12 protein-coding genes are annotated in these 22,225 nt (G+C 36.1%); 11 read left to right on the top strand and 1 reads right to left on the bottom strand.

What is annotated here, in order from left to right:
* Positions 1–56: 56 nt before the first annotated feature.
* A complete protein-coding gene (locus J2W48_RS18525) occupies positions 57–1,115 on the bottom strand; it encodes a sensor histidine kinase (protein ID WP_409025187.1) in 1,059 nt (352 codons plus the stop codon).
* Between the two features lie 122 nt (positions 1,116–1,237).
* On the opposite strand from J2W48_RS18525, the gene J2W48_RS18520 reads away from it, so the two are divergent.
* The 11 genes from J2W48_RS18520 to J2W48_RS18470 all read left to right on the top strand — a co-directional run bounded on the left by J2W48_RS18520 (position 1,238) and on the right by J2W48_RS18470 (position 22,122).
* A complete protein-coding gene (locus J2W48_RS18520; RefSeq protein ID WP_310283225.1) occupies positions 1,238–3,493 on the top strand; it encodes a GH92 family glycosyl hydrolase in 2,256 nt (751 codons plus the stop codon).
* Positions 3,493–5,370 carry a sodium:solute symporter family protein gene (locus tag J2W48_RS18515; protein WP_310283223.1) on the top strand — a complete coding sequence of 626 codons (1,878 nt, stop codon included), beginning with the start codon at positions 3,493–3,495 and terminating at the stop codon, positions 5,368–5,370. The genes J2W48_RS18520 and J2W48_RS18515 overlap by 1 nt, the downstream gene beginning before the upstream one ends.
* Positions 5,371–5,491: 121 nt before the next feature.
* The gene (locus J2W48_RS18510) at positions 5,492–6,457 is read left to right on the top strand and encodes a glycoside hydrolase family 130 protein (protein ID WP_310283221.1); all 966 of its coding nucleotides are present in this window, start codon (positions 5,492–5,494) and stop codon (positions 6,455–6,457) included.
* 7 nt (positions 6,458–6,464) lie between these two features.
* Positions 6,465–7,538 (top strand): carbohydrate-binding family 9-like protein, encoded by a 1,074-nt coding sequence (locus J2W48_RS18505; protein ID WP_310283220.1) that lies wholly within the window; start codon positions 6,465–6,467, stop codon positions 7,536–7,538.
* Positions 7,539–7,544: 6 nt separating this feature from the next.
* Positions 7,545–8,624, top strand: coding sequence for a putative glycoside hydrolase (locus tag J2W48_RS18500; protein ID WP_310283218.1), 1,080 nt, complete (start codon positions 7,545–7,547; stop codon positions 8,622–8,624).
* A gap of 32 nt (positions 8,625–8,656) precedes the next feature.
* On the top strand, positions 8,657–9,685 hold the full coding sequence (locus J2W48_RS18495; RefSeq protein WP_310283216.1) for an isoaspartyl peptidase/L-asparaginase family protein: 1,029 nt from the start codon (positions 8,657–8,659) through the stop codon (positions 9,683–9,685).
* Positions 9,686–9,928: 243 nt separating this feature from the next.
* Positions 9,929–13,066 (top strand): beta-galactosidase, LacZ type, encoded by a 3,138-nt coding sequence (gene lacZ / locus J2W48_RS18490; protein ID WP_310283215.1) that lies wholly within the window; start codon positions 9,929–9,931, stop codon positions 13,064–13,066.
* Between the two features lie 5 nt (positions 13,067–13,071).
* Positions 13,072–15,390, top strand: a complete 2,319-nt coding sequence (locus J2W48_RS18485) for a glycoside hydrolase family 20 protein (RefSeq protein ID WP_310283214.1) — start codon at positions 13,072–13,074, stop codon at positions 15,388–15,390.
* Between the two features lie 325 nt (positions 15,391–15,715).
* The gene (locus J2W48_RS18480) at positions 15,716–17,200 is read left to right on the top strand and encodes an alpha-L-fucosidase (RefSeq protein WP_310283213.1); all 1,485 of its coding nucleotides are present in this window, start codon (positions 15,716–15,718) and stop codon (positions 17,198–17,200) included.
* Positions 17,201–17,204: 4 nt separating this feature from the next.
* A complete protein-coding gene (locus J2W48_RS18475) occupies positions 17,205–19,448 on the top strand; it encodes a GH92 family glycosyl hydrolase (RefSeq protein WP_409025189.1) in 2,244 nt (747 codons plus the stop codon).
* Positions 19,449–19,461: 13 nt separating this feature from the next.
* The gene (locus tag J2W48_RS18470) at positions 19,462–22,122 is read left to right on the top strand and encodes a glycoside hydrolase family 3 N-terminal domain-containing protein (RefSeq protein ID WP_310283212.1); all 2,661 of its coding nucleotides are present in this window, start codon (positions 19,462–19,464) and stop codon (positions 22,120–22,122) included.
* The last annotated feature ends 103 nt before the right edge of the window (positions 22,123–22,225 follow it).

Here is a 22,225-nt window from a genome sequence, read left to right as displayed (position 1 = left end):
TTTTTTTTGAGAGAAATAAATTTAGCAGTTGTACTTGTAAAAAGAGATAATAGCTCCTAAGATACTTTAATTACAAGCTTTACAACAAAAATATCCTTTTTATTTTTAAATGAAAGCGTATAGTCACTTTTATTATAACCTAATTCAAGTCTTTTTTTGACATTTTCTAAACCTATGCCGTTAGACATGTTAAAATTACCCTTATGTTGCGTAATTTCGGGCATTGGGTTAGTAATAGTGAAATGTAAAAAATCACCTTTAATCTTAAAATTAATATTGATTATAACTGATCCGGTATTTTTGTTTACACCATGTTTAAAAGCATTTTCTATAAAAGTCAGTAATATAATAGGACTAATTTCTTTATCATGAATATCTCCTGAAATAGACATATTTATTTCTAACCGGTCATCATTTCTAATTCTTTCTAAATCCAGGTAATTCTGAATGCAAAGTATTTCGTTTTCTAAAGTTTGTTTCGTGCTTTTGGTATCATACAGCATATACCGCATTAACTCAGAAAGTTTAAGGACAATTTTTGGGGTCTTGTTTGATTTTTCGACAGATAAAGAATAAATATTATTCAGTGTATTGAAAAAGAAATGTGGAGAAATTTGAGATTTCAGGAAAAGCAGTTCTGTTTCTAATTGAGATTTTTCAAGGTCGGTTACTCTTTTATGCTCTCTTAAAAAATCGAATGTAATCTTAATGGCAGTAACAAATGTCATTACATAAAGTTCTCCCATCATCATGTCAATAGTGTAATTGAGTGTCAGTTTATCAATAGTTTCCGGTCCTTCAGGCCAAACATCGTGAGTTATTAACAGGTAAGTGAGGTTGAATTTAATGATTACCATCATAAATATGGCCGATAAAATAGAAAATATGTATAAGATATATTTTTTTCGATAAACCAAACCTGGCATAAGCACCAAAATATTTAAATAACATAACGTCATATGAATAGGGAATCCCAATAAATTTGTTTTTAAGGAATAAACGTAATCATTAAAATAACTTCCCCAGCGAAAAGTATTAAATATGAAATAAGTTAACCAAAATATAATGTGATATTGCAACTGAATACGGTATAATTTACTTGAATTTAAAATCATGATATATATTGTGTTTTGTGACTTTTTTTGATGTTTATCTTAGTTAATGTGTTGTCCGTCTAAATTACTTTTAATAAAAGCTGAATTTATTTAAATTTAAGGTTAAATTAAGATTGTTTTATATGAAGAATTTTACCCTGCTGGTTGTGTGTGTTATTTTTGCTGCAAGTTGCAAAATAAATGTAAACAAAAATAAGCATCACAAAACACTTTTTGTTAACCATGTTGATCCTTTTATTGGTACAGGTGGTCATGGGCATACATATCCGGGGGCTACAGTTCCTTTTGGAATGTTGCAGGTGAGTCCGGATAATGGAATTTCAAGCTGGGATTGGTGTTCCGGGTATCATTATTCAGATTCTATAGTAGCTGGCTTCAGTCATCTGCATTTAAGCGGAACAGGAATTGGTGATTTGGCCGATATTTTATTCATGCCAACCAATAAAAAACTTGATTTAACAACAAAAACAACTTCACGCGATCAATTACCTTACAAATCATCTTATAGTCATGTTAACGAAAAAGCAACACCGGGCTCTTACCAGGTTTTTCTTGAAGATCCTAAAATCAATGTAGAACTAACTTCTTCACAAAGAACTGCCTTCCATAAATATACATTCTCTAAAAATGATAAACAATCGGTCGTAATCGATCTTGGTTTTGCCATTAATTGGGATAAAGCACTAAAAACAGGAATTACAATTGAAGATGAATATACCATAAGCGGGTATCGTTTTAGTACCGGATGGGCAAAAAACCAGAAAGTGTTTTTTGTTGCAAAATTTTCAAAACCTATTTCAGAATCTGTTTTAATTGCTGATAAACAAATTATTTCAGGAAATCAGTCTGAAGCCGAAAACACGGCAACACAATTGTTTTTTAATCTTGGTAATACTGATGAATTACTGGTAAAAGTAGCTTTGTCATCTGTTAGTGTGGCCAATGCCAAAGATAATTTAGAGGAAGGAGGCTTCAACTTTGAAAAAACAAAATCAGATGCAACAACAATATGGAATGCAGCCTTAAATAAAATTGAAGTTGAGACACCGACAGATTCATTAAAAACAATGTTTTATACTGCGATGTATCACGCACAAGTTGCCCCTGTAGCCTATAGTGATAAAAACGGTCAGTTTAGAAAAGAGGATGATCAGATTGTTACAGCAACTGATTATACGGCCTATTCTACCTTATCACTATGGGATACTTTTAGAGCAGAAAATCCATTGTTGACTTTATTGGCACCTGACAAGGTTTCTGATATTGTAAACTCAATGTTGGCGTATTACGATACCAAAAAAATATTACCCGTTTGGACACTTTATGCCAACGAAACCAATACTATGACAGGATATCATTCTATTCCTGTAATTGTTGATGCCTACCAAAAAGGCATAAGAGGCTTTGATGCTGAAAAGGCATACGAGGCTATGAAAACTACCATGATGCAGGACGAACGCGGACTGAATTTCTATAAAAAGTACGGTTACATTCCTTATAATTTACTTGACGAATCAGTAACCATTACTTTAGAATATGCGTATGATGATTGGTGTGTAGCGCAAATGGCGAAAGCTCTTGGTAAAAATGAAGATTATGAATTTTTCTTAAACCGATCTAAAGCCTATCAACATTTATTTGATCCGAAAACCGGATTTATGAGAGGCAAATCTGAAGACGGAAAATCATGGAACGAGCCTTTTGATCCCAAACATTCCAACCACAGGGAACATACGGACTATACTGAGGGCAACGCCTGGCAACACAGCTGGTTTGTACCACAAAATGTTGAAGATTTTATTTCGCTGCACGGAAGCAATGACATTTTTGCAAAACGTTTAGAGCAATTATTTACCGAAAGCTCAGAAATTACAGGAAATAATGTTTCTGCTGATATTTCAGGTTTAATTGGCCAATATGCACATGGCAACGAACCAAGTCATCATATCGCTTATATGTTTAATCATGCTAACCAGCCCTGGAGAACGCAATATTGGGTACGTCATATTTTAGATACACAATACAATACTACACCAAACGGGTTAAGCGGAAATGAAGATTGCGGGCAAATGTCAGCCTGGTATGTTTTCAGTTCAATGGGATTATATCCTATGAATCCGGCATCGGGAGAATACGAAATTGGAAGCCCTATTTTCGAAAAAGCGAAAATCAATCTTGAAAAAGGAAAAACTTTTATAATTGAAGCAGAAAATGTTTCAGAGAAAAATTTCTATATACAATCAGCAACACTTAATGGTGTTCCATTTAATAAAACAGCTATTTCACATCAACAAATATTGCAAGGCGGAATTTTACATTTTGTGATGGGATCAGAACCCAATAAAAATTGGGGTTTAACGAATAAAACAGCTAAATAATGGATAGTATTGACGTAGCAATAATAGTTTTTTACATACTATTAACCATAGGTATTGGAGTCTGGATTTCCAGAAAAGCATCAAAAGGATTAGATGATTATTTTTTAGGAGGCAACTCTATAAAATGGTATTACCTGGGTTTAAGTAATGGATCAGGAATGTTTGATGTCTCCGGAACTGCCTGGATGGTTGGCGTGCTGTTTTTATATGGTGTAAAAAGTTTCATGTTCATGTGGCTTTGGCCTATTTGGAATCAAATTTTTGTCATGATGTTTTTGGCAGTCTGGATTCGTAAATCCAATACCATGACAGGATCCGAATGGATTTTGACTCGTTTTGGAAATGATAAAGCAGGTAAAGCATCGCATATTATAGTAGCTGTTTTTGCCATTGTCTCTACCATAGGTTTTATCGCTTATTTCTTTGAAGGAATTGGCAAGTTCATGACCATTATTTTGCCTTGGGATTTAGCTCTTCATTTTGGACATCTTATGGTGTTAAGTTCAGAACAGTCCTATGCTTTGTTGATTATCTTTTTAACGACAATTTACACCATCAAAGGCGGAATGTTTTCTGTGGTAGCAACAGAGGTTTTGCAATACGGAATTATGGTAGTGGCAGGGATATTAGTTGCCGGCTACACACTGATTAATTACACAGATGTCCAAATTGATGCTGTAATTACAGAAGAATGGAGAAACGTATTCTTTTCTATGGAGTTAGGGCCACATTGGAGCGATAAATATCAGGCGTTTAATAATTTGATAGATACCGAAGGTTATAAAATGTTTGGTTCATTGGTTGGAATGTCACTATTTAAAGGTTTTTTTGCCAGTATTGCAGGACCAACACCCAGTTATGACCTACAGCGAATTCTGTCGACTAAATCGGTTAAAGAAGCCGCATATATGAGTGGGTTCACCAATTTAATTCTATTTATTCCAAGGTATTTATTAATTGCAGGAATTGTGGTTATTGCATTAGTGACTTTGGCTCCGGAAATGAGCGTAAATTCTCATTTGAGCGGTGCCGATTTAGAGGTAATAATGCCCAAAGTGATTAATCTTCATATTCCGGTAGGGATAAAAGGTTTGTTGCTTGCCGGTTTATTGGCAGCATTTATGTCAACTTTCTCCGCCTTTGTCAACGCAGGACCGGCTTATATTGTAAACGATTTGTATAAAAAATATTTCAAACCTGATGAAACCAGCGAACATTATATTAAAATCAGTCAGATTGCATCGTTTCTGGTTGTCGGTTTAGGGGTGTTTATGGGCTTTTTTGCCAATTCGATTAATTCCTTAACCTTGTGGATAACCAGTGCTTTATTTGGGGGGTATGTGGCTGCCAATTTCCTAAAATGGATTTGGTGGCGTTTTAATGGCTGGGGTTATTTTTGGGGTATGTTCTCCGGACTTATCGTAGCTTCTTTGGAGTTTGTTCTGGATCAAAACAAAGGCAATTTCACCCCGGGAACATGGTTTTATGATTTATCAGAGGTGCAAGCCATATATTTATTCCCGGTTATATTAGCGTTCTCTATTTTGGGTTGCCTTTTAGGAACTTTCTTTAGCAAACCAACAGATATGGAAGTCCTGAAAGCATTCTATACCGGTGTAAGACCTTGGGGATGGTGGCAACCAGTTTATAAATTACTAAAAGTCGAAGATCAGACTTTTGAAAAAAACAAGGATTTTGGAAAAGATATGCTAAACTGTCTTGTCGGAATTGTTTGGCAGTCCAGCATGATTTTACTTCCAATTTATTTTATTATCAGAGATTATCCAAAAGCAATCATAGCATTATTAGTATTTTTAGTAACATCGGTCATTTTGAAATTTACATGGTTAGATAAAGTTCGAAAAATTCCGAATTAATAATGCAAAAAAAATTATGCAAGAATACCACAAGTCCATTAAAGGAGCCCTGGGTGTAGTTAAAATCTAATTACACCCAAGAGGGCTAAAAAATTAAGTCTAACAAATAAAATGATATAAAGTGAATACAATTCCATGGCAGGACAGACCCCAAAACAGCAATGATATAATGTGGAGATATTCTGAAAATCCAATTATAGAAAGATATGCAATCCCTTCATCAAACAGTATTTTTAACAGTGCTGTTGTTCCTTTTGGAGATGGTTTTGCAGGTGTTTTCAGATGTGACAACAAATCGGTTCAAATGAATATTTTTGCCGGTTTTAGTAAAAACGGAATCGATTGGGACATTAATCACGAACCAATCGTAATGCAGGCCGGAAATACCGAAATGATCGAATCAGCTTATAAATACGATCCGCGTGTCGTTTTTATCGAAGATCGTTACTGGATTACGTGGTGTAACGGTTACAACGGGCCAACCATTGGCATTGGTTATACTTTTGACTTCAAAGAATTTTTTCAATGCGAAAATGCCTATTTGCCTTTCAACAGAAACGGAGTATTGTTTCCACAAAAAATAAACGGGAAATATGCCATGTTAAGCCGTCCAAGTGATAACGGGCATACCCCTTTTGGAGATATTTGGATTAGTTACAGTCCGGATATGAAATATTGGGGAGAACACCGTTTAGTTATGAAACCAAGTGCTTTTATCGACAGTGCCTGGCAATGCGCTAAAGTAGGGGCAGGACCAATACCAATACTTACTAACGAAGGCTGGCTGATGATCTACCACGGGGTTATCAATACCTGCAACGGTTTCCGTTATGCAATGGGAGCAGCACTTTTAGATGTTGATTCACCGGACAAAGTAAAATACAGAACACAACCTTATTTATTAGGGCCTGCAGAACTTTATGAGCAAGTTGGCGATGTGCCAAATGTGGTTTTCCCATGTGCCGCTTTACACAGCATAGAAGAAGATAAACTGGCTGTATATTATGGTGCGGCAGATACAGTTGTGGCACTTGCATTTGGTAAATTAAGTGAAGTAATTCAGTTTACAAAAGATAACAGTTTATAGAAAAAGCATGCGTTTAAAATTTCAATGGTTAACAGTTCTTTTTTTAGGTCTTCTTTCGGTTGCGGGTTTTTCTCAATCGAAGAAGAGCACCATCATACCTAAAACTTATGTAGCGGCAAAAATAACAGATCCAATCCTGATCGACGGTGAGGAAACTGATGCTTCATGGGCAAAAGCAGATTGGACGGATCTTTTTGAGGACATAGAAAACAGCATAAAGCCAAAATATGCGACAAAAGTTAAAATGCTCTGGGATGAAACCAATTTTTATATCTTAGCTAAGATTGAAGAACCGCATGTTTGGGCAAATTTAAAACAACGGGACACCATTATTTTTTACAATAATGATTTTGAAGTTTTTATTGATCCTGATAACGACACTTTTAACTATTATGAACTAGAGATAAACGCATTAAACACAGCCTGGGATCTGTTTTTGTCAAAACCTTACAGAGAAAATGATAATGTTGTTCTAAACGACTGGAATATTACAGGTTTAAAATCAGCGGTAAAAATCAACGGAACGCTTAATAATCCAAACGATACAGATGAAGGCTGGGTATTAGAAATGGCAATTCCCTGGGCATCTTACAGAACATCTTATAATGAACAAAATGTTCCCGCTGATAAATTTTGGAGAGTCAATTTCTCACGGGTAAATTGGCAGCATACCGTAACAAATGGCAGTTACGAACGCAAAAAAGATGCTGATGGAAAATTTTTACCGGAGTACAATTGGGTTTGGTCGCCAATGGGAGTCATTAATATGCATGAACCTGAAAAATGGGGATATGTTTATTTTTCTACACAAGGAGGAAAAGATAACTTTACAATTCCCCAGGAAGAAAAAATAAAATGGGAACTTTATAATTTATACAGAGCTCAGAAAGAATATTATCAAAAGCATAAAGCCTGGGCAAAATCGCTGACCAGTCTTACTAAAGAAACGATCTGTGTTGAAGGTAAAATTTTAAAACCAGTAGTAGAAAATCATGCCGCTGGATATAACATTTCAGTAAAGAGTCCTTTTTCTAATCAAACATTGATTATAAGGCAGGACGGCAAAATAATATCAAAATAAACCACTATGAAACTACCAAAACTATTACTTTTTTTACTGGCATTTACGATCTTTTCATGTGCCGAAAAAGAAAAAGAAACCACTTTTAAATTCGGGGTCTGGACAACCGCCGATGCTAAAAAATCAGACGCCGATTACACAAAAGAATTCAGGAAATATAAAGACGGCGGAATCGATGAAGTATTAATCAATACAACAACAGACCCGAAACTTTTAAAAAGATTAGTGCCTTTAGCCACAAAAGAAGGTCTGAAAGTTCATGCCTGGATAATGGCCATGAACAGACCCGGAGATTCAATTGCTTTGCAGCACCCGGATTGGTACATGGTTAGCAAAGAAGGAAAATCTTGTTTTGATAACCGCCCTTATGTAGATTATTACCAATGGTTATGCCCAACCAGAAAAGAATCCAGGGAACACGTTTTAGCTTTGGTTGAAGAATTAGCAAAAGTGGACGGAATCGAAAGTGTTCATTTAGATTATATTCGTTTCCCGGACATCTTTTTACCTATCAGCCTGTTGCCAAAATACAATTTAGTTCAGGATGTAGAATTACCGCAATTCGATTTCTGTTATTGCGATGAATGTATCAAAGCATTCGAAAAAATCCACCATAAAAACCCAAAAGACAGCCACAACACTTCTATCGATATGGAGTGGAAAAACTTTCGGTTAAATGCGATACAAGCAGTTGTTAACGATGCTTATGCAATTGCCCATAAACACAACAAGCAATTAACGGCAGCCGTATTTCCTTATCCTGAAATGTCAGATCACATGGTGCGCCAGCGATGGGACAAATGGAATATTGACGAGGTGTACCCGATGATTTACCATAGTTTTTACAATGAAGAAATTGACTGGATTGGGTACGCGACAAAACAAGGTGTTGCTGATTTAGAAGATAAAAAAACGAAAATCAACACCGGAATTTATATTCCGGGATTAAAAAACGATAAAGAATTGAAAGAAGCCATTTTACTGGCAAAAGAAAATGGAGCTGTTGGCGTTACTTTCTTCGACGGAAATGCTTTGACCGAGAGTAATTTAAAAACTATCGCAGCAACAAAAGCAAGTTTAAAATAATATACTCCCAATTTCATTTAAAAGTTAGCAAAATGTCAAACAGAAGAGATTTTATCAAAAAAGCAGCTTTAGGGTCTTTGGCCGTAAGTTCTGTTGTAGGCTATAGCGGATTTGCCAAAAATTCGGAAGAGGAAAAAGTTTTTGGAACCGAAGACTTAGAAAAAAAGCAAAAAAAGCCCATTATAATTTCGACATGGAATCATGGTCTGCCTGCTAATCAGGAAAGCTGGAAACAATTAAAAGCAGGTAAATCTGCGTTAGATGCCATAGAAGCAGGTATGAAAATTCCTGAGGCAGATCCTAATATCCGCAGTGTTGGTTATGGAGGATATCCGGACCGCGAAGGAAAAGTAACTTTGGATGCCTGTATTATGGACCATAACAGCAATTGTGGTTCGGTTTGTTTTTTACAGGGTATCAAACATCCAATTTCTGTAGCAAAAAGAGTGTTACAAAATACACCGCACGTAATGCTGGCAGGACAAGGCGCACTGCAATTTGCATTATCTGAAGGATTTAAAGAAGAAAATTTACTAACTCCGGAATCTGAAAAAGACTGGAAAAAATGGCTCGAAGATTCTAAATACAAGCCGGTAATCAATATAGAAAATCACGATACTATAAGCATGCTAATGTTGGATCAAGACGGAAATCTTGCAGGTGGCTGTACAACAAGCGGAGCTGCCTGGAAGATGCACGGTCGCGTCGGTGACTCCCCAATCATCGGCGCGGGTCTTTTTCTGGATAATGAAGTAGGTGCTGCAGCGGCAACAGGTTTAGGAGAAGCCGTTATTAGAACTGCCGGAAGCGCCATGGTGGTAGAATTAATGCGTCAGGGAAAATCCCCTTACGATGCCTGCAAAGAAATCACAGAGCGCATTTACAACAAACATAAAAACCACAAAGACATGGAATATCTTCAGGTTGGTTTTATTGCTTTGAATAAAAACGGTGAGCATGCAGGTTACAGTCTTAGATCAGGATTTAATTACGCCGTTTCTGATGATGAAAAAGGGCATAGAATGGAAGATGCAAAATTTAAAATGTCGTGGGATAAATAGTTATCACGTTCTTAACATTGTCAATGTTTGAACGCAATTTTGTCATTTCGAGGAACGAGAAATCACACTAGTCAGTCGAAAAAGATTGGTAATGTGCGCAATTTTGTCATTTCAACAGAGGAGAAATCTTCACAAGAAGCTAACACAAAGTGTATGTAGATTGTCGAGCTACTAACGAAGATCCCTCGTCCTCGGGACGACAAAAGTACGTAAAGCAACTTTGTAGAGAATAAAAAACAAATAATGAAAAAAACACTATTCATATTAACCCTAATTACTTCAATACTATCTGTACAGGCGCAGGAAAAAGTTCCGTTTTGGCAGAACGAAAAAATCAATGAAGATAACAGAGAGCCCATACACGCTTCTTATTATGTTTTTGAAAATGAAGCATTGGCCTCTAAAAACGAATGGAGACAATCGAAGAACTATTTGGATATTAACGGAACATGGAAGTTTAAATATGTTGATAGTCCGGATGGTTTACCAAAAGATTTTGAAAAAAACACATTTAACGATTCAGGTTGGGATAATTTTAAAATTCCTGCAACTTGGGATGTAAACGGTTATGGGTATCCAATCTATACCAACACAACGTACGATTTTGCAAAATATATCAAAATAAATCCGCCTTTTGTTCCAACAGATTATAACCCAACGGGAGTTTACAGAAAAGAAATCACAATCGATAAATCCTGGGAGGGAAAAGATATTTTTCTTCATATCGGAGCAGCAAAATCAAACTTGACGGTTTGGGTAAATGGCGTGTATGTTGGTTATGGTGAAGATGGAAAACTGCCATCTGAATTCAACTTAAATAAATATGTAAAAACCGGTAAAAATACAATCGTTCTTCAGGTGATGAAATGGAATGACGGTTCCTATTTAGAATGTCAGGATTTTTGGAGAATGAGCGGAATTACCAGGGATTCTTATTTGATTGCCAGAAATAAAGCGCATTTAAAAGACTTTGAAATTATTCCTGATTTAGATGCTTCTTATGTAAACGGAAGTTTAAAAATTTCGACCCAATTTTCGAATTTAAACCCAAAAGACAATTACACTTTAGAAGTTCTTCTTAAAGACGGAGATAAAATCATTACATCGAAAGTTATTTCCGCTTTAAGTGAAAAACAAACCTTTGATTTCACCCTAAATAATCCTAAAAAATGGAGTGCTGAAATTCCTAATCTGTATCAAATCACATTCCTTTTAAAAGATAAAAAAGGAAATGTTGTTGAGGTTATCAATCAGAATGTAGGTTTTAGAAAAGTAGAAATCAAAGGCGGACAGCTTTTAGTAAACGGAAAAGCGATTTACATAAAAGGCGTAAACCGACATGAAACTGATCCCGTTACGGGACAAACCGTTTCAAGAGAACGTATGGAAGAAGATATTAAATTAATGAAAGAATTTAATATCAACGCAGTGAGAATGTCACATTATCCTAACGATGAATATTTTTATGAATTATGTGATAAATACGGAATTTATGTGGTTGATGAGGCCAATATAGAATCTCACGGGATGGGTTATGATATTACCAAAACTTTAGGCAATAAACCTGACTGGGAACTGGCACACTTACAACGAATGCAGCGTATGGTTGAGAGAGATAAAAATCATGCATCCGTTATTATATGGAGTATGGGGAACGAAGCCGGAAATGGCTACAACTTTTACAGAGGGTATTTGTGGATAAAAGAACGCGATAAATCAAGACCAATTCAGTATGAGAGAGCGACTGCCGGAGCCTGGGACGGAAAAGATTTGAAATATGAATGGAACTCGGATATTATCGATCCAATGTATAGTTCACCCAATAAAATGGAAGAATATATTCTGGCGAACCCAAATCCGGACAGGCCATATATTCAATGCGAATATGCACATGCAATGGGAAATTCGATGGGAAATTTTAAAGATTATTGGGATGTTATCCGAAAATATCCAAATTTCCAGGGAGGTTTTATTTGGGACATGATTGATCAATCGGTTTATAAAACACAGCCGGATGGTACAGTAGTTTTTGCTTATGGAGGTGATTTCGGACCTAAAGATGTACCAAGTGATAATAATTTTTTAAACAATGGTGTTTTTAGCCCGGACAGAAAACCAAATCCACATGCTTTTGAAATGCGAAATGTGATGCAAAATATCCTGACCTCCTGGGATAATCAGGCAACTGCAACGATTAAGGTGTACAACGAGTTTTCATTTAAAGATTTAGGAAATGTGAGTTTGCACTGGAAATTAGTTTTAGACGGAAAAGATGATGCAATGGGAATTATTGACAATTTAGACATAAAACCGAATGAATTTAAAACCTTTCAACTCCCCGTTAATGTAGAAGAAAAAGAGTTTCAGGAAGCTTTTATAGTGGTAACCTTTCAAATAAAACAAGATGAGCCATTTTTGCCAAAAGGTTTCGAAATCGCAACAGACCAATTAGCGTATAAAGGAATTTGGAAAAATGATATTAAAATTGAAGGAGCATCAAAAATCAATGTTGAGAAAAAGGCAAACAGCACTATTTTTAAAAGTGAAAAAGCAAAAATTGTCTTTGATAAAAAAACAGGATTTATAAGTGGATACACATTCAATAATCAGTCAATTTTAAAAGAAGGATATCAATTGCGCCCAAATTTTTGGAGAGCGCCAAATGACAATGATTTTGGGGCCAATTTGCAGGTAAATTTAGCCGCATGGAAAAATGCCACAGATAACCCAACACTTGCCAGCTGGACATATTCTGTAACAAAAGACAATAAAATTTTGGTAAAAGCAACCTATAATTTAACTCCCGTTTCTTCGACTTTAGAACTAAATTATGAGATAAACAGTAACGGAGAATTAGGTGTAAAAGAGCAATTAAATATTGATAAAACGAAAGAACAGCCAATTTTGCCGAGATTTGGTATGGAAATAATTGTACCGAAAGATTTTAGCAATTTGGCCTATTACGGAAGAGGCCCTCACGAAAATTATATCGACAGAAATTACAGTTCGCAGGTTGGCCTTTATAATCAAACAGTTTCAGAGCAATATTATCCTTATATCCGTCCACAGGAAACCGGAAATAAAACAGATGTCCGTTGGCTGGAATTATCAAATGATAAATTACGATTAACAGTTACATCAGATGATTTATTAGCTGTTACGGCTTTGCATTATTTAAATGAAGATTTAGATGATGGCCTGCAAAAAGACCAAAGACATGCCACTGAATTAAAAGAAAGAGATTTAACCAGTTTAAAAATCGATTATAAACAAATGGGTGTTGGTGGTATAGACAGCTGGCAGGCCTGGCCAATGGAAAAATATCTTTTGAGAGACAAAAATTATCAGTATCAATTTAAAATAACACCCTCTTTAAAATAAAAATTATGAGAACATTAAAATCATATTTTGTCTTAATCTTCTTGGCAGTTTTAAGTTCGGGTTATAGTCAAAAAGTTTTTACGGAAAATGACATTCAAATTATTCCAAAGCCAAATCAACTGGTTTTGCAAGGAGGAACTTTTGAGTTTTCTAAAAATACCGTTTTTGTAGCTAATACAGATTTCCAAAAAGATATTTCTAATGCATTAATAAGCAAATTTGAAGTTGCGGCAGGCTGGCGTCCCGTTTTGGGAGCAAAAGCACCTCAGAGTAATTTTATTCAGTTTAAAGTTGACCCAACGTTTCATAATGAAGCTTATAAATTAGAAGTAAACAATACTACTATCACAATTACAGCAAAGGGAAATGCCGGTTTTATCTACGGATTAGAGACTATAAGGCAATTGCTTCCTGTTGCTATAGAAAGCAAATATGCCATTACATCTGCAAAATGGCAGATTCCAAATGTTACGATTACAGATGAACCGCGTTTTCAATGGAGAGGCCTTATGTTGGATTTATCGCGTCATTTCTTTGATAAATATTACATATTGGAAACTATAGATCGTTTGGCAATGCTTAAAATGAATGTTTTGCATTTGCATTTAGTTGACGATCAGGGCTGGAGAATGGAAATAAAAAAATATCCAAAATTAACCGAGGTAGGAGCATGGAGAGTCGATCAGGAAAATGTAGCATGGAATGCAAGATTAACCGTAAATCCTGATGAGAAAGGAACTTATGGAGGTTTTTTAACCCAGGATGAATTAAAAGAAATTGTAAAATACGCAGCCACAAAAAACATTGAAGTAATTCCGGAAATCGAGATGCCGGCACACGTAAGCAGTGCCATTGCATCGTATCCTGAATTGGCTTGTTTTGATCAGCGTATTGGCGTTCCATCTGGGGGATTATGGCCCATTACCGATATTTATTGTGCAGGAAAAGAAACTACTTTCGAATTTTTACAAAACGTGATCGATGAGGTTATTGCTGTTTTTCCTTCAAAATATATTCATATTGGTGGCGATGAGGCAACCAAAACCAATTGGGAAAAATGCCCGCATTGTCAAAAAAGGATGAAAGACAATGGTTTGAAAGACACCCATGAATTGCAAAGTTATTTCATTAAAAGAATGGAGAAATACATCAATTCAAAAGGTAAAAAAATTATTGGCTGGGATGAAATATTAGAAGGTGGCCTGGCCCCTGAAGCAACTGTAATGAGCTGGAGGGGAACAAAAGGAGGAACTGACGCTGCAGAACAAGGGCATGATGTTATTATGACACCGGAATCGCATTGCTATTTTAATTTTTATCAGGGACCTCAAAATGAAGAACCTTTAGCTTTTGATGGCTACACACCATTAAGCAAAGTATACGAATTTGATCCTGTTGTAGAAACAATGACACCGGAACAGGCAAAACATGTTTTAGGCGGACAAGCTAATTTGTGGGCAGAATATCTTGCAGACCCAAAAGCATCTGAGTATATGATTTTTCCAAGAATTGCAGCTTTGGCTGAAGTTTTATGGAGTTCGAAAGAAAGCCGTAATTGGAACGATTTTACAACGAGATTGAAACCGTTATTAAGTCGTTATGATTATTTAGGAATTAATTATGCAAAAAGCGCTTATTTGGTAACGGCTTCGTCAACGGCAGATTTAGCTAAAAAACAAATCAATGTCACTTTAAAAAATGAGTTCCCAAATCCTGATATTCGATATGTTTTGGGCAATAAAAGCATAGATCACAATGCTGTAAAATATACAAGTCCAATTCAGTTTACCGAAACAACAGTACTAAAAGCTTCCTTGTTTCAGGATGATAAACCGGTCGGAAAAACATTTACAGACACTATTATTTTCCATAAAGCAGTTGCGCACAAAGTAAAATACTTAACGCCATACAACCAAAATTACAAAGGCGATGCCAATACGATGGTCAATACCATTAGGGGAAGCAAAAATTTCCACGATGGGCAATGGCAGGCCTGGCTAGTAAACAATATGGAACTGGTAATTGATTTAGAAAAACAGGAAAGTATAGAACAGGTCATTGTCGGTACATTGGAAAGTCAGGGCTCTGGAGTTAATTTTCCTGTAAAAATCAAGGTTTTGGTTTCGAATGACGGAATCTATTACAAAGAAGTTGGTAAAGTTTCGCGTCCGTATGCTGGGAATGTGACTTCAGAATTGAAAGATTTCAAAGTTAATTTTGCAAAGATCAATACCAGATTTGTAAAAGTAATCGCTTATAACTTAAAGAAAAGCCCAAAAGGCGAGGATTCCTGGTTATTTGTAGATGAAATTTTAGTGAATTAAATCCGCAGCAAGTTTTAAACTTTGATAAAGTTTGGATTATGTATGAATATTTGAACACATAGAAACATAGGTTTTTATGTAAAAAAAGTTAGAAGAAAAAAAAATAGTTTTAACGCATAGCTGTGAGATATAGTTACGGATGGATTAAAATCCATCCCTACAATATAATTTGTTCCTATGGAACGCTTTATAAAATTCCAGAGGAATGATTCATTTTGTGGCAACGGATTTTAATCCGTTGAAATCGGAATGGCAAGAACACAAGGCTTGACATCAAATAATTAAAATAATTTAAAAAATAATAAACCTAATAAACAGATTAAAGATGAAAAGAGGAATATTCATAATAGCCCTTTTATTTTCAGCTCAAATATTCGCTCAGGCGATTTATGAAGATGAAAGATATGTACCGGAAACAGATCCGGCAGTGTTGAAAAATTTAGAGGAGTGGCAAGGCAAAAAATTTGGTCTGCTAATGCACTGGGGAACTTACAGTCAATGGGGAATTGTAGAATCATGGTCACTTTGTCCGGAAGATTATGGATGGTGTGAGCGTAAAAAAGGAAGTAATCCGGACAATTATAATGAATATGTAAAAGAATATGAGGGATTGAAAAAAACATTTAATCCAACAAAATTTGATCCTGCTAAATGGGCAAAAGCTGCAAAAGCAGCCGGAATGAAATATATGGTTTTTACTACAAAACACCATGACGGGTTTAATATGTATGATACCAAATATTCTGATTATAAGGTGACTGACAAAGATTGTCCGTTTAGTACGAATCCAAAAGCAGATATTTTAAAAGAAGTATTTAATGCTTTTAGAACAGAAAATATTTCTACAGGGGCTTATTTCTCTAAACCAGACTGGCATAACGAAAATTACTGGGACCCGTATTTTCCTCCTTTCGACAGAAACGTAAATTATGATCCGTCTCTTTATCCTGAGAAATGGCAAAAATATGTTGATTTCACGCACAATCAAATCTTAGAGATCCTTACAAATTACGGTAAAGTTGATATTTTATGGCTTGACGGAGGATGGGTTAGAAAAAGAGACCAACAAAACTTAAAAGAAAACTATGATGAAAAGTTTGCAGAAAACGAGTCTAAAAATGGTTTCATCAAACACAGAGTTGTAGATCAGGATCCTAAAATGGATGAATTGGTTATAAAAGCACGTCAAAAACAGCCGGGATTAATCGTAGTTGACAGAGCCGTTCACGGAAAAAACCAAAATTACTTAACTCCTGAAAACAGAGTTCCTGAAAAAACGTTGCCTTATCCCTGGGAATCTTGTATTACTTCTGGTGGCGGATGGTCTTATACTCCGGATGCTACATATTTAACCGGAAGACAGGGTATCCACATGCTTATTGATGTTGTAGCAAAAGGCGGAAACTTATTACTGAATGTGGCGCCAAGTCCTGAAGGAGAATGGCAGCAGGGTGCTTATGATTTATTAGCAGCTTATGCAGATTGGATGAAAGTAAACAGCACAGCGATTTATAATACAAAACCAATCGAACCTTACAAAGAAGATAATATTTGCATGACACAAAATAACGCCGGAAATGTGTTCTTGTTTTATTTGGCTAAAGAGGGAGAAGATAAAATTCCTGCAGAACTAACAGTGAAATCTATTAATCCTAAAAAAGGAACTAAAATCACAATGTTAGGTTCTAAAACAGCATTGAAATGGACAAAAGAAGCAGAAGGATTTAAAGTTGTAATTCCGGAAAGCCTGCGAAATAATTTACCCGCTAAAGAAGCGTGGACTTTAAAAATTGAAGCTATTAACAGATAAAAATATGTTTTCAGGAAAAAAGATAACACTACAAACAGCATGTTTTTTTTACATGCTGTTTTTTAGCATCACTATTTTTGCGCAACAACCGGCAGATTTTGTGAACCCTTTTATTGGAACTTCCAATTTTGGCGCTGCTTTTCCGGGGCCAATTGCACCACGCGGAATGGCAAGTATCAGCCCCTTTAATGTTGCGGGGCCGCAAAATCTTCCTTTGGAGAAAGATAGTCAGTGGTTGTCAAATCCGTACGTCAATGAAAATACATTTTTAACCGGATTTAGTCAGGTTAATTTAAGCGGTGTGGGCTGTCCTGAATTAGGTGTGATTTTAGTAATGCCGACAACCGGAAATGTAGAAATCGATCATTTAAAATATGGTTCAGCTTATTCTAATGAAGTTGCAAAAGCGGCTTATTACAGCTTAGATATCGATAAATATAAAGTAAAAGGAGAATTTACAGCCTCAAAAAGAGTCGGCGTAAGCAGATTCACTTTCCCAAAAGGGCAATCTAATATTTTACTGAATCTTGGATTAGGGTTAACAAATGAAGAAGGAGCGATGATAAAAGTAGTTTCTTCTACAGAAATTGAAGGAATGCGAAGCGTGGGTTCATTTTGTTACAACAGTCCGGAAGATGCCTATCCGGTTTATTTTGTAGCTAAATTTTCCAAACCTGCGGATAAATTCGGCGTTTGGAAAAAACCTGCCAAATACAACGGTGTCGAAGCACAATGGATGACTTACAACGGCAAAACCAGAATGATGGAAAATACGATCAAAACGGTAGTTGGTGACAGTATAGGAAGTTATTTTACCTATCAGTTCGACAAAAAAGAAACGGTTGAAGTTAAAATTGGAGTTTCGTACGTAAGTATTGCAAATGCCCGCGAAAACTTAGAAAAAGAAACCGGAAATAAATCTTTTGAGACCGTTTATAAAGAAACATATAACGAATGGAACGAAGAACTTTCTAAAATTTTGGTTGAAGGCGGTTCAAAGGATGATAGAACGATTTTTTACACCGCTTTGTATCACACTTTAATTCACCCAAATACTTTAAATGATGTCAACGGAGAATACCCTGTAATAAAAAGAACCAGGATTGCTAAAACTGAAGGTACCCGTTATACCGTGTTTTCTTTATGGGATACGTATCGAAACATGCATCCGTTAACGTCTTTAGTATATCCTAAGCAACAATCTGATATGATAAAAAGTATGTTGGAAATGTATGATGAAAATGGCTGGCTACCCAAATGGGAGTTGAATTCAACAGAGACTTTTACCATGGTGGGAGATCCGGCAAGTATCGTTATAGTCGACGCCTGCTTAAAGGGAATCCAGGATTTTGACTTTTACAAAGCCTATTATGCGATGCTAAAAGGGGCAGATAAAACGGAAAACAATCCGTTGCGTCCGGGACTTAAAGAATATATAGATAAAGGTTATGTGTCAACAAATTATCCGGGACCAGTTTCTACGACGCTAGAATATAATACATCAGATTATGCGATTTCACTTTTAGCGAAAGCTTTGGGTGAAAAAGATGATTATAAGCGTTTTACAAAACGTTCATTATCCTACCGAAAATTATATGACAAAGATTTAAAATTACTTCGCCCAAGAAAAGCAGACGGAAAATGGTATGAGCCTTTTGACCCTGAAGCAGGAGCTAATTTTCAGGAAAATGTTGGCTTTATCGAAGGGAATGCGTGGCAATATGCTTTTATGGTGCCGCATGATATCAGGGGATTGATAAAATTAATGGGTGGTGATAAAGCTTTCTCTGATCAATTGCAAAAAGTTTTTGATATCAAACAATTTGATATGGCAAACGAGCCGGATATTGCTTACCCGTATTTATTCAATTATATAAAAGGCGAAGAATGGAAGAGTCAGGAAATGGTTAAAAAACTCGTTAGGGAATATTTCCAGAACAATCCAAAAGGCTTGCCCGGAAATGACGATACCGGAACCATGTCTGCCTGGTTGGTTTATTCGATGATGGGAATTTATCCAATATCTCCGGGAGATCCAATTTATACCATTACAGCACCAATGTTTCATAGAGTGACGATCAAATTAGATCCAAGATATTATAAAAAAGAAAGCATTGTAATTGAAAGACAACTCAATAATGATGGAAAAATCAATTCTATTGAGCTAAACGGAAAAACGCTGAACAGTTTTTTTATCTCACATGATGATTTTGTGAATGGAACGATACTGAAAGTGATTCAAAATTAAAACTCATACAACTATGTTACAATTAAAACTCAAAAAAACAGCCATTATTTTTGTAATGGCTGTAGGTTTTTTTAACCAAACCTATGCACAAAAAAAATATCCGTACCAGAATCCGAAATTACCGGTTGAGGAAAGGGTAAAAGACTTGTTAAGCCGAATGAGCCTGGAGGAAAAAGCCCGCCAGATGGATATGTACAAAGGGGAATTTTTTAAGGAAAATGAAGATTTTTCTAAATCTAAATCGAACCTTAAAATCGGAAACCTTGGAATTGGAGCTATTCATGATATTTATCCACGTTCGGCAAAAATGATCAACGATCTTCAGAGTGAGATTGTTAAAAAGAATAAATGGGGAATTCCTGCGCTTATTATGTGCGAGATGCTTCACGGTTATTTAGATGACGGAAGCACGGCTTTCCCAATGAACATTGGTTTAGGCGCAACCTGGGACACGAACCTGATGGATAAAGTAGGAAAAGTAATTGGTACCGAAGCCAGGGCACATGGTGTTCATTTTGGTTTAGGTCCCAATTTAGACCTTGGCCGTGAGCCGCGTTGGGGAAGAGTGGCTGAAACTTTTGGTGAAGATGCGTATTTGAACAGCGAGATTGGTTTAGCGATGATCAAAGGAATGCAGGGTGATGATTTAAAATCAGATCGATCAATTATTGCAGAACCAAAGCATTTTGCTGTGCATGGTATTCCACAGGCCGGAGGAAATTCATCTCCAATTTTAGTAGGAGAGCGTTCGGCCCGCGAAGATCATCTCCCTTCATTTGAAAAAGCATTTAGAAAAGGGGGTGCTTTAGGAACTATGTGTGCCTATTCAGAATTAGACGGAATTCCTTGTGCGGCCAATGAATGGTTATTGACAGATGTGTTAAGAAAAGAATGGGGTTTTAAAGGAATTGTAGTTTCAGATCTGGGGGCTATCAAATACCTTCAAACCACACATTACGTTACGGATTCTCCAAAAGAAAGTATTAGACAGGCCATTGCTGCGGGAGTTGATATGCAGTTTTATGATTTTACAAATGAGTTTTGGCAACAAAGCATCATCGAATTGGTGAATGAGAAAAAACTAACCATGGAACAAATCGACCGTGCGGCTGGCGGAGTTTTAAGACTTAAATTTTTATTGGGATTATTCGAAAATCCATATACCGATAAAAATTTGATCAAAGAGCGTTTTCATACTAAGGAAAATCAGGATATTGCTTTAGAGGCAGGACATAAATCGATTGTTTTATTGAAGAATGAAAACAATATTTTGCCTTTAAAAAAGGATTTGCAAACCATTGCTGTTATCGGGCCCAATGCTGATGCTTCAAGATTAGGAGGATATGCCGTAAAAAATAAAGTAGGAACAACAGTCCTTGAAGGTGTTAAACAAGTGGTTGGTGCTAAAACAAATGTTTTTTATGAAGAAGGGGTTTCTTTAATCGTAAAAGGGCAAATTATACCGTCAAAATATTTATTTACGCCTGATGGGTCTCAAAACGGATTAAAAGGAGAATATTTCAATAACAGAAATGTAGAAGGAACTCCGGCATTGACGCGTATAGACAATCAATTAGAGTTTGACTGGCCATGGTCTCCCGGAGACGGAGTTACCGACGATGATTTCTCTATTCGCTGGACAGGTTATATACAATCAGATAAATCATTTGACGGATGGCTGGGTTTAAGTTCTGATGACGGAATCAGAATGTGGGTTGATGACCAATTGGTTATTGACAACTGGACAAAAGGGGCAACGAGTATGGTTACCACTCCAAAAAATATTGAAGCCGGTAAAAAATACAAAGTCCGCATAGAAATGTGGGAAGGTGGCTGGGGAGCCAGAGCGCACCTGCGTTGGAATTTAGAAAAAGTAAACTTTCAGCCGGCGATTGATATTGCCAAAAAAGCGGATGTTGCGATAGTTGTTTTAGGAGAATCAAATGAATTGGTAGAAGAAAACAGAGATGTGGCTTCTTTAGATTTGCACGGAATGCAGCAGGAACTGATCGAGGCAATTCAAAAAACAGGAACTCCGGTAATTTGTGTATTGTTAAATGGCCGTCCGCTCTCAACAAATTGGATTAGCGAAAATATTCCTGCTTTGGTCGAAGCCTGGTTTCCTGGTGAAGCGGGAGGAAAGGCTGTGGCCGATGTTTTATTCGGAAATTATAATCCCGGGGGAAGATTGCCAATTACAGTTCCAAAATCAGTTGGGCAGTTACCTATATATTATAATCAAAAACCCTCTGCCATACACAGGTATGTTTCTGAAAGTGAAAACCCGCTGTATACATTTGGTTACGGCCTAAGTTATACCAGGTTTGAATATTCAAATTTTGCAATCAATACTGCAGAAATTAAAGCAGATGGGGAATTGAAAGTAAGTGTAGATGTTACAAACACAGGTGATCATGATGGGGATGAGGTAGTACAATTATATATCAATGATGTTTACAGTAGCGTAACAACTCCAGGAAAGACTTTAAAAGGATTTAAAAGAATATTCATCAAAAAAGGAGAAACAAAAAAGGTTGAATTTACATTGACGCCTGATGAACTTTCTATCTGGAACAGAGAAATGAAAAGAGTGGTAGAGCCGGGAGACTTTGAAGTGATGGTTGGGGGGAATTCTACTGATTTGGTTAAATTAAATTTTAAGGTTCTCAATTAGTTTTTGAGTAGATAAAAAGATATAATATTTAGTGTTTTAAGTGTTTTTCGGGTAATTCTTTTATGAAATTAACAAATTGCAAAGATTATAATAGATTAGCACT

Origin of the sequence: Flavobacterium piscis, assembly GCF_031457575.1 — a bacterium.
Taxonomy (GTDB): Bacteria; Bacteroidota; Bacteroidia; order Flavobacteriales; family Flavobacteriaceae; genus Flavobacterium; species Flavobacterium piscis_A.
The sequence above is the reverse complement of the archived record's forward strand: the minus strand, read 5'-3'. Positions and strand labels throughout refer to the sequence as shown.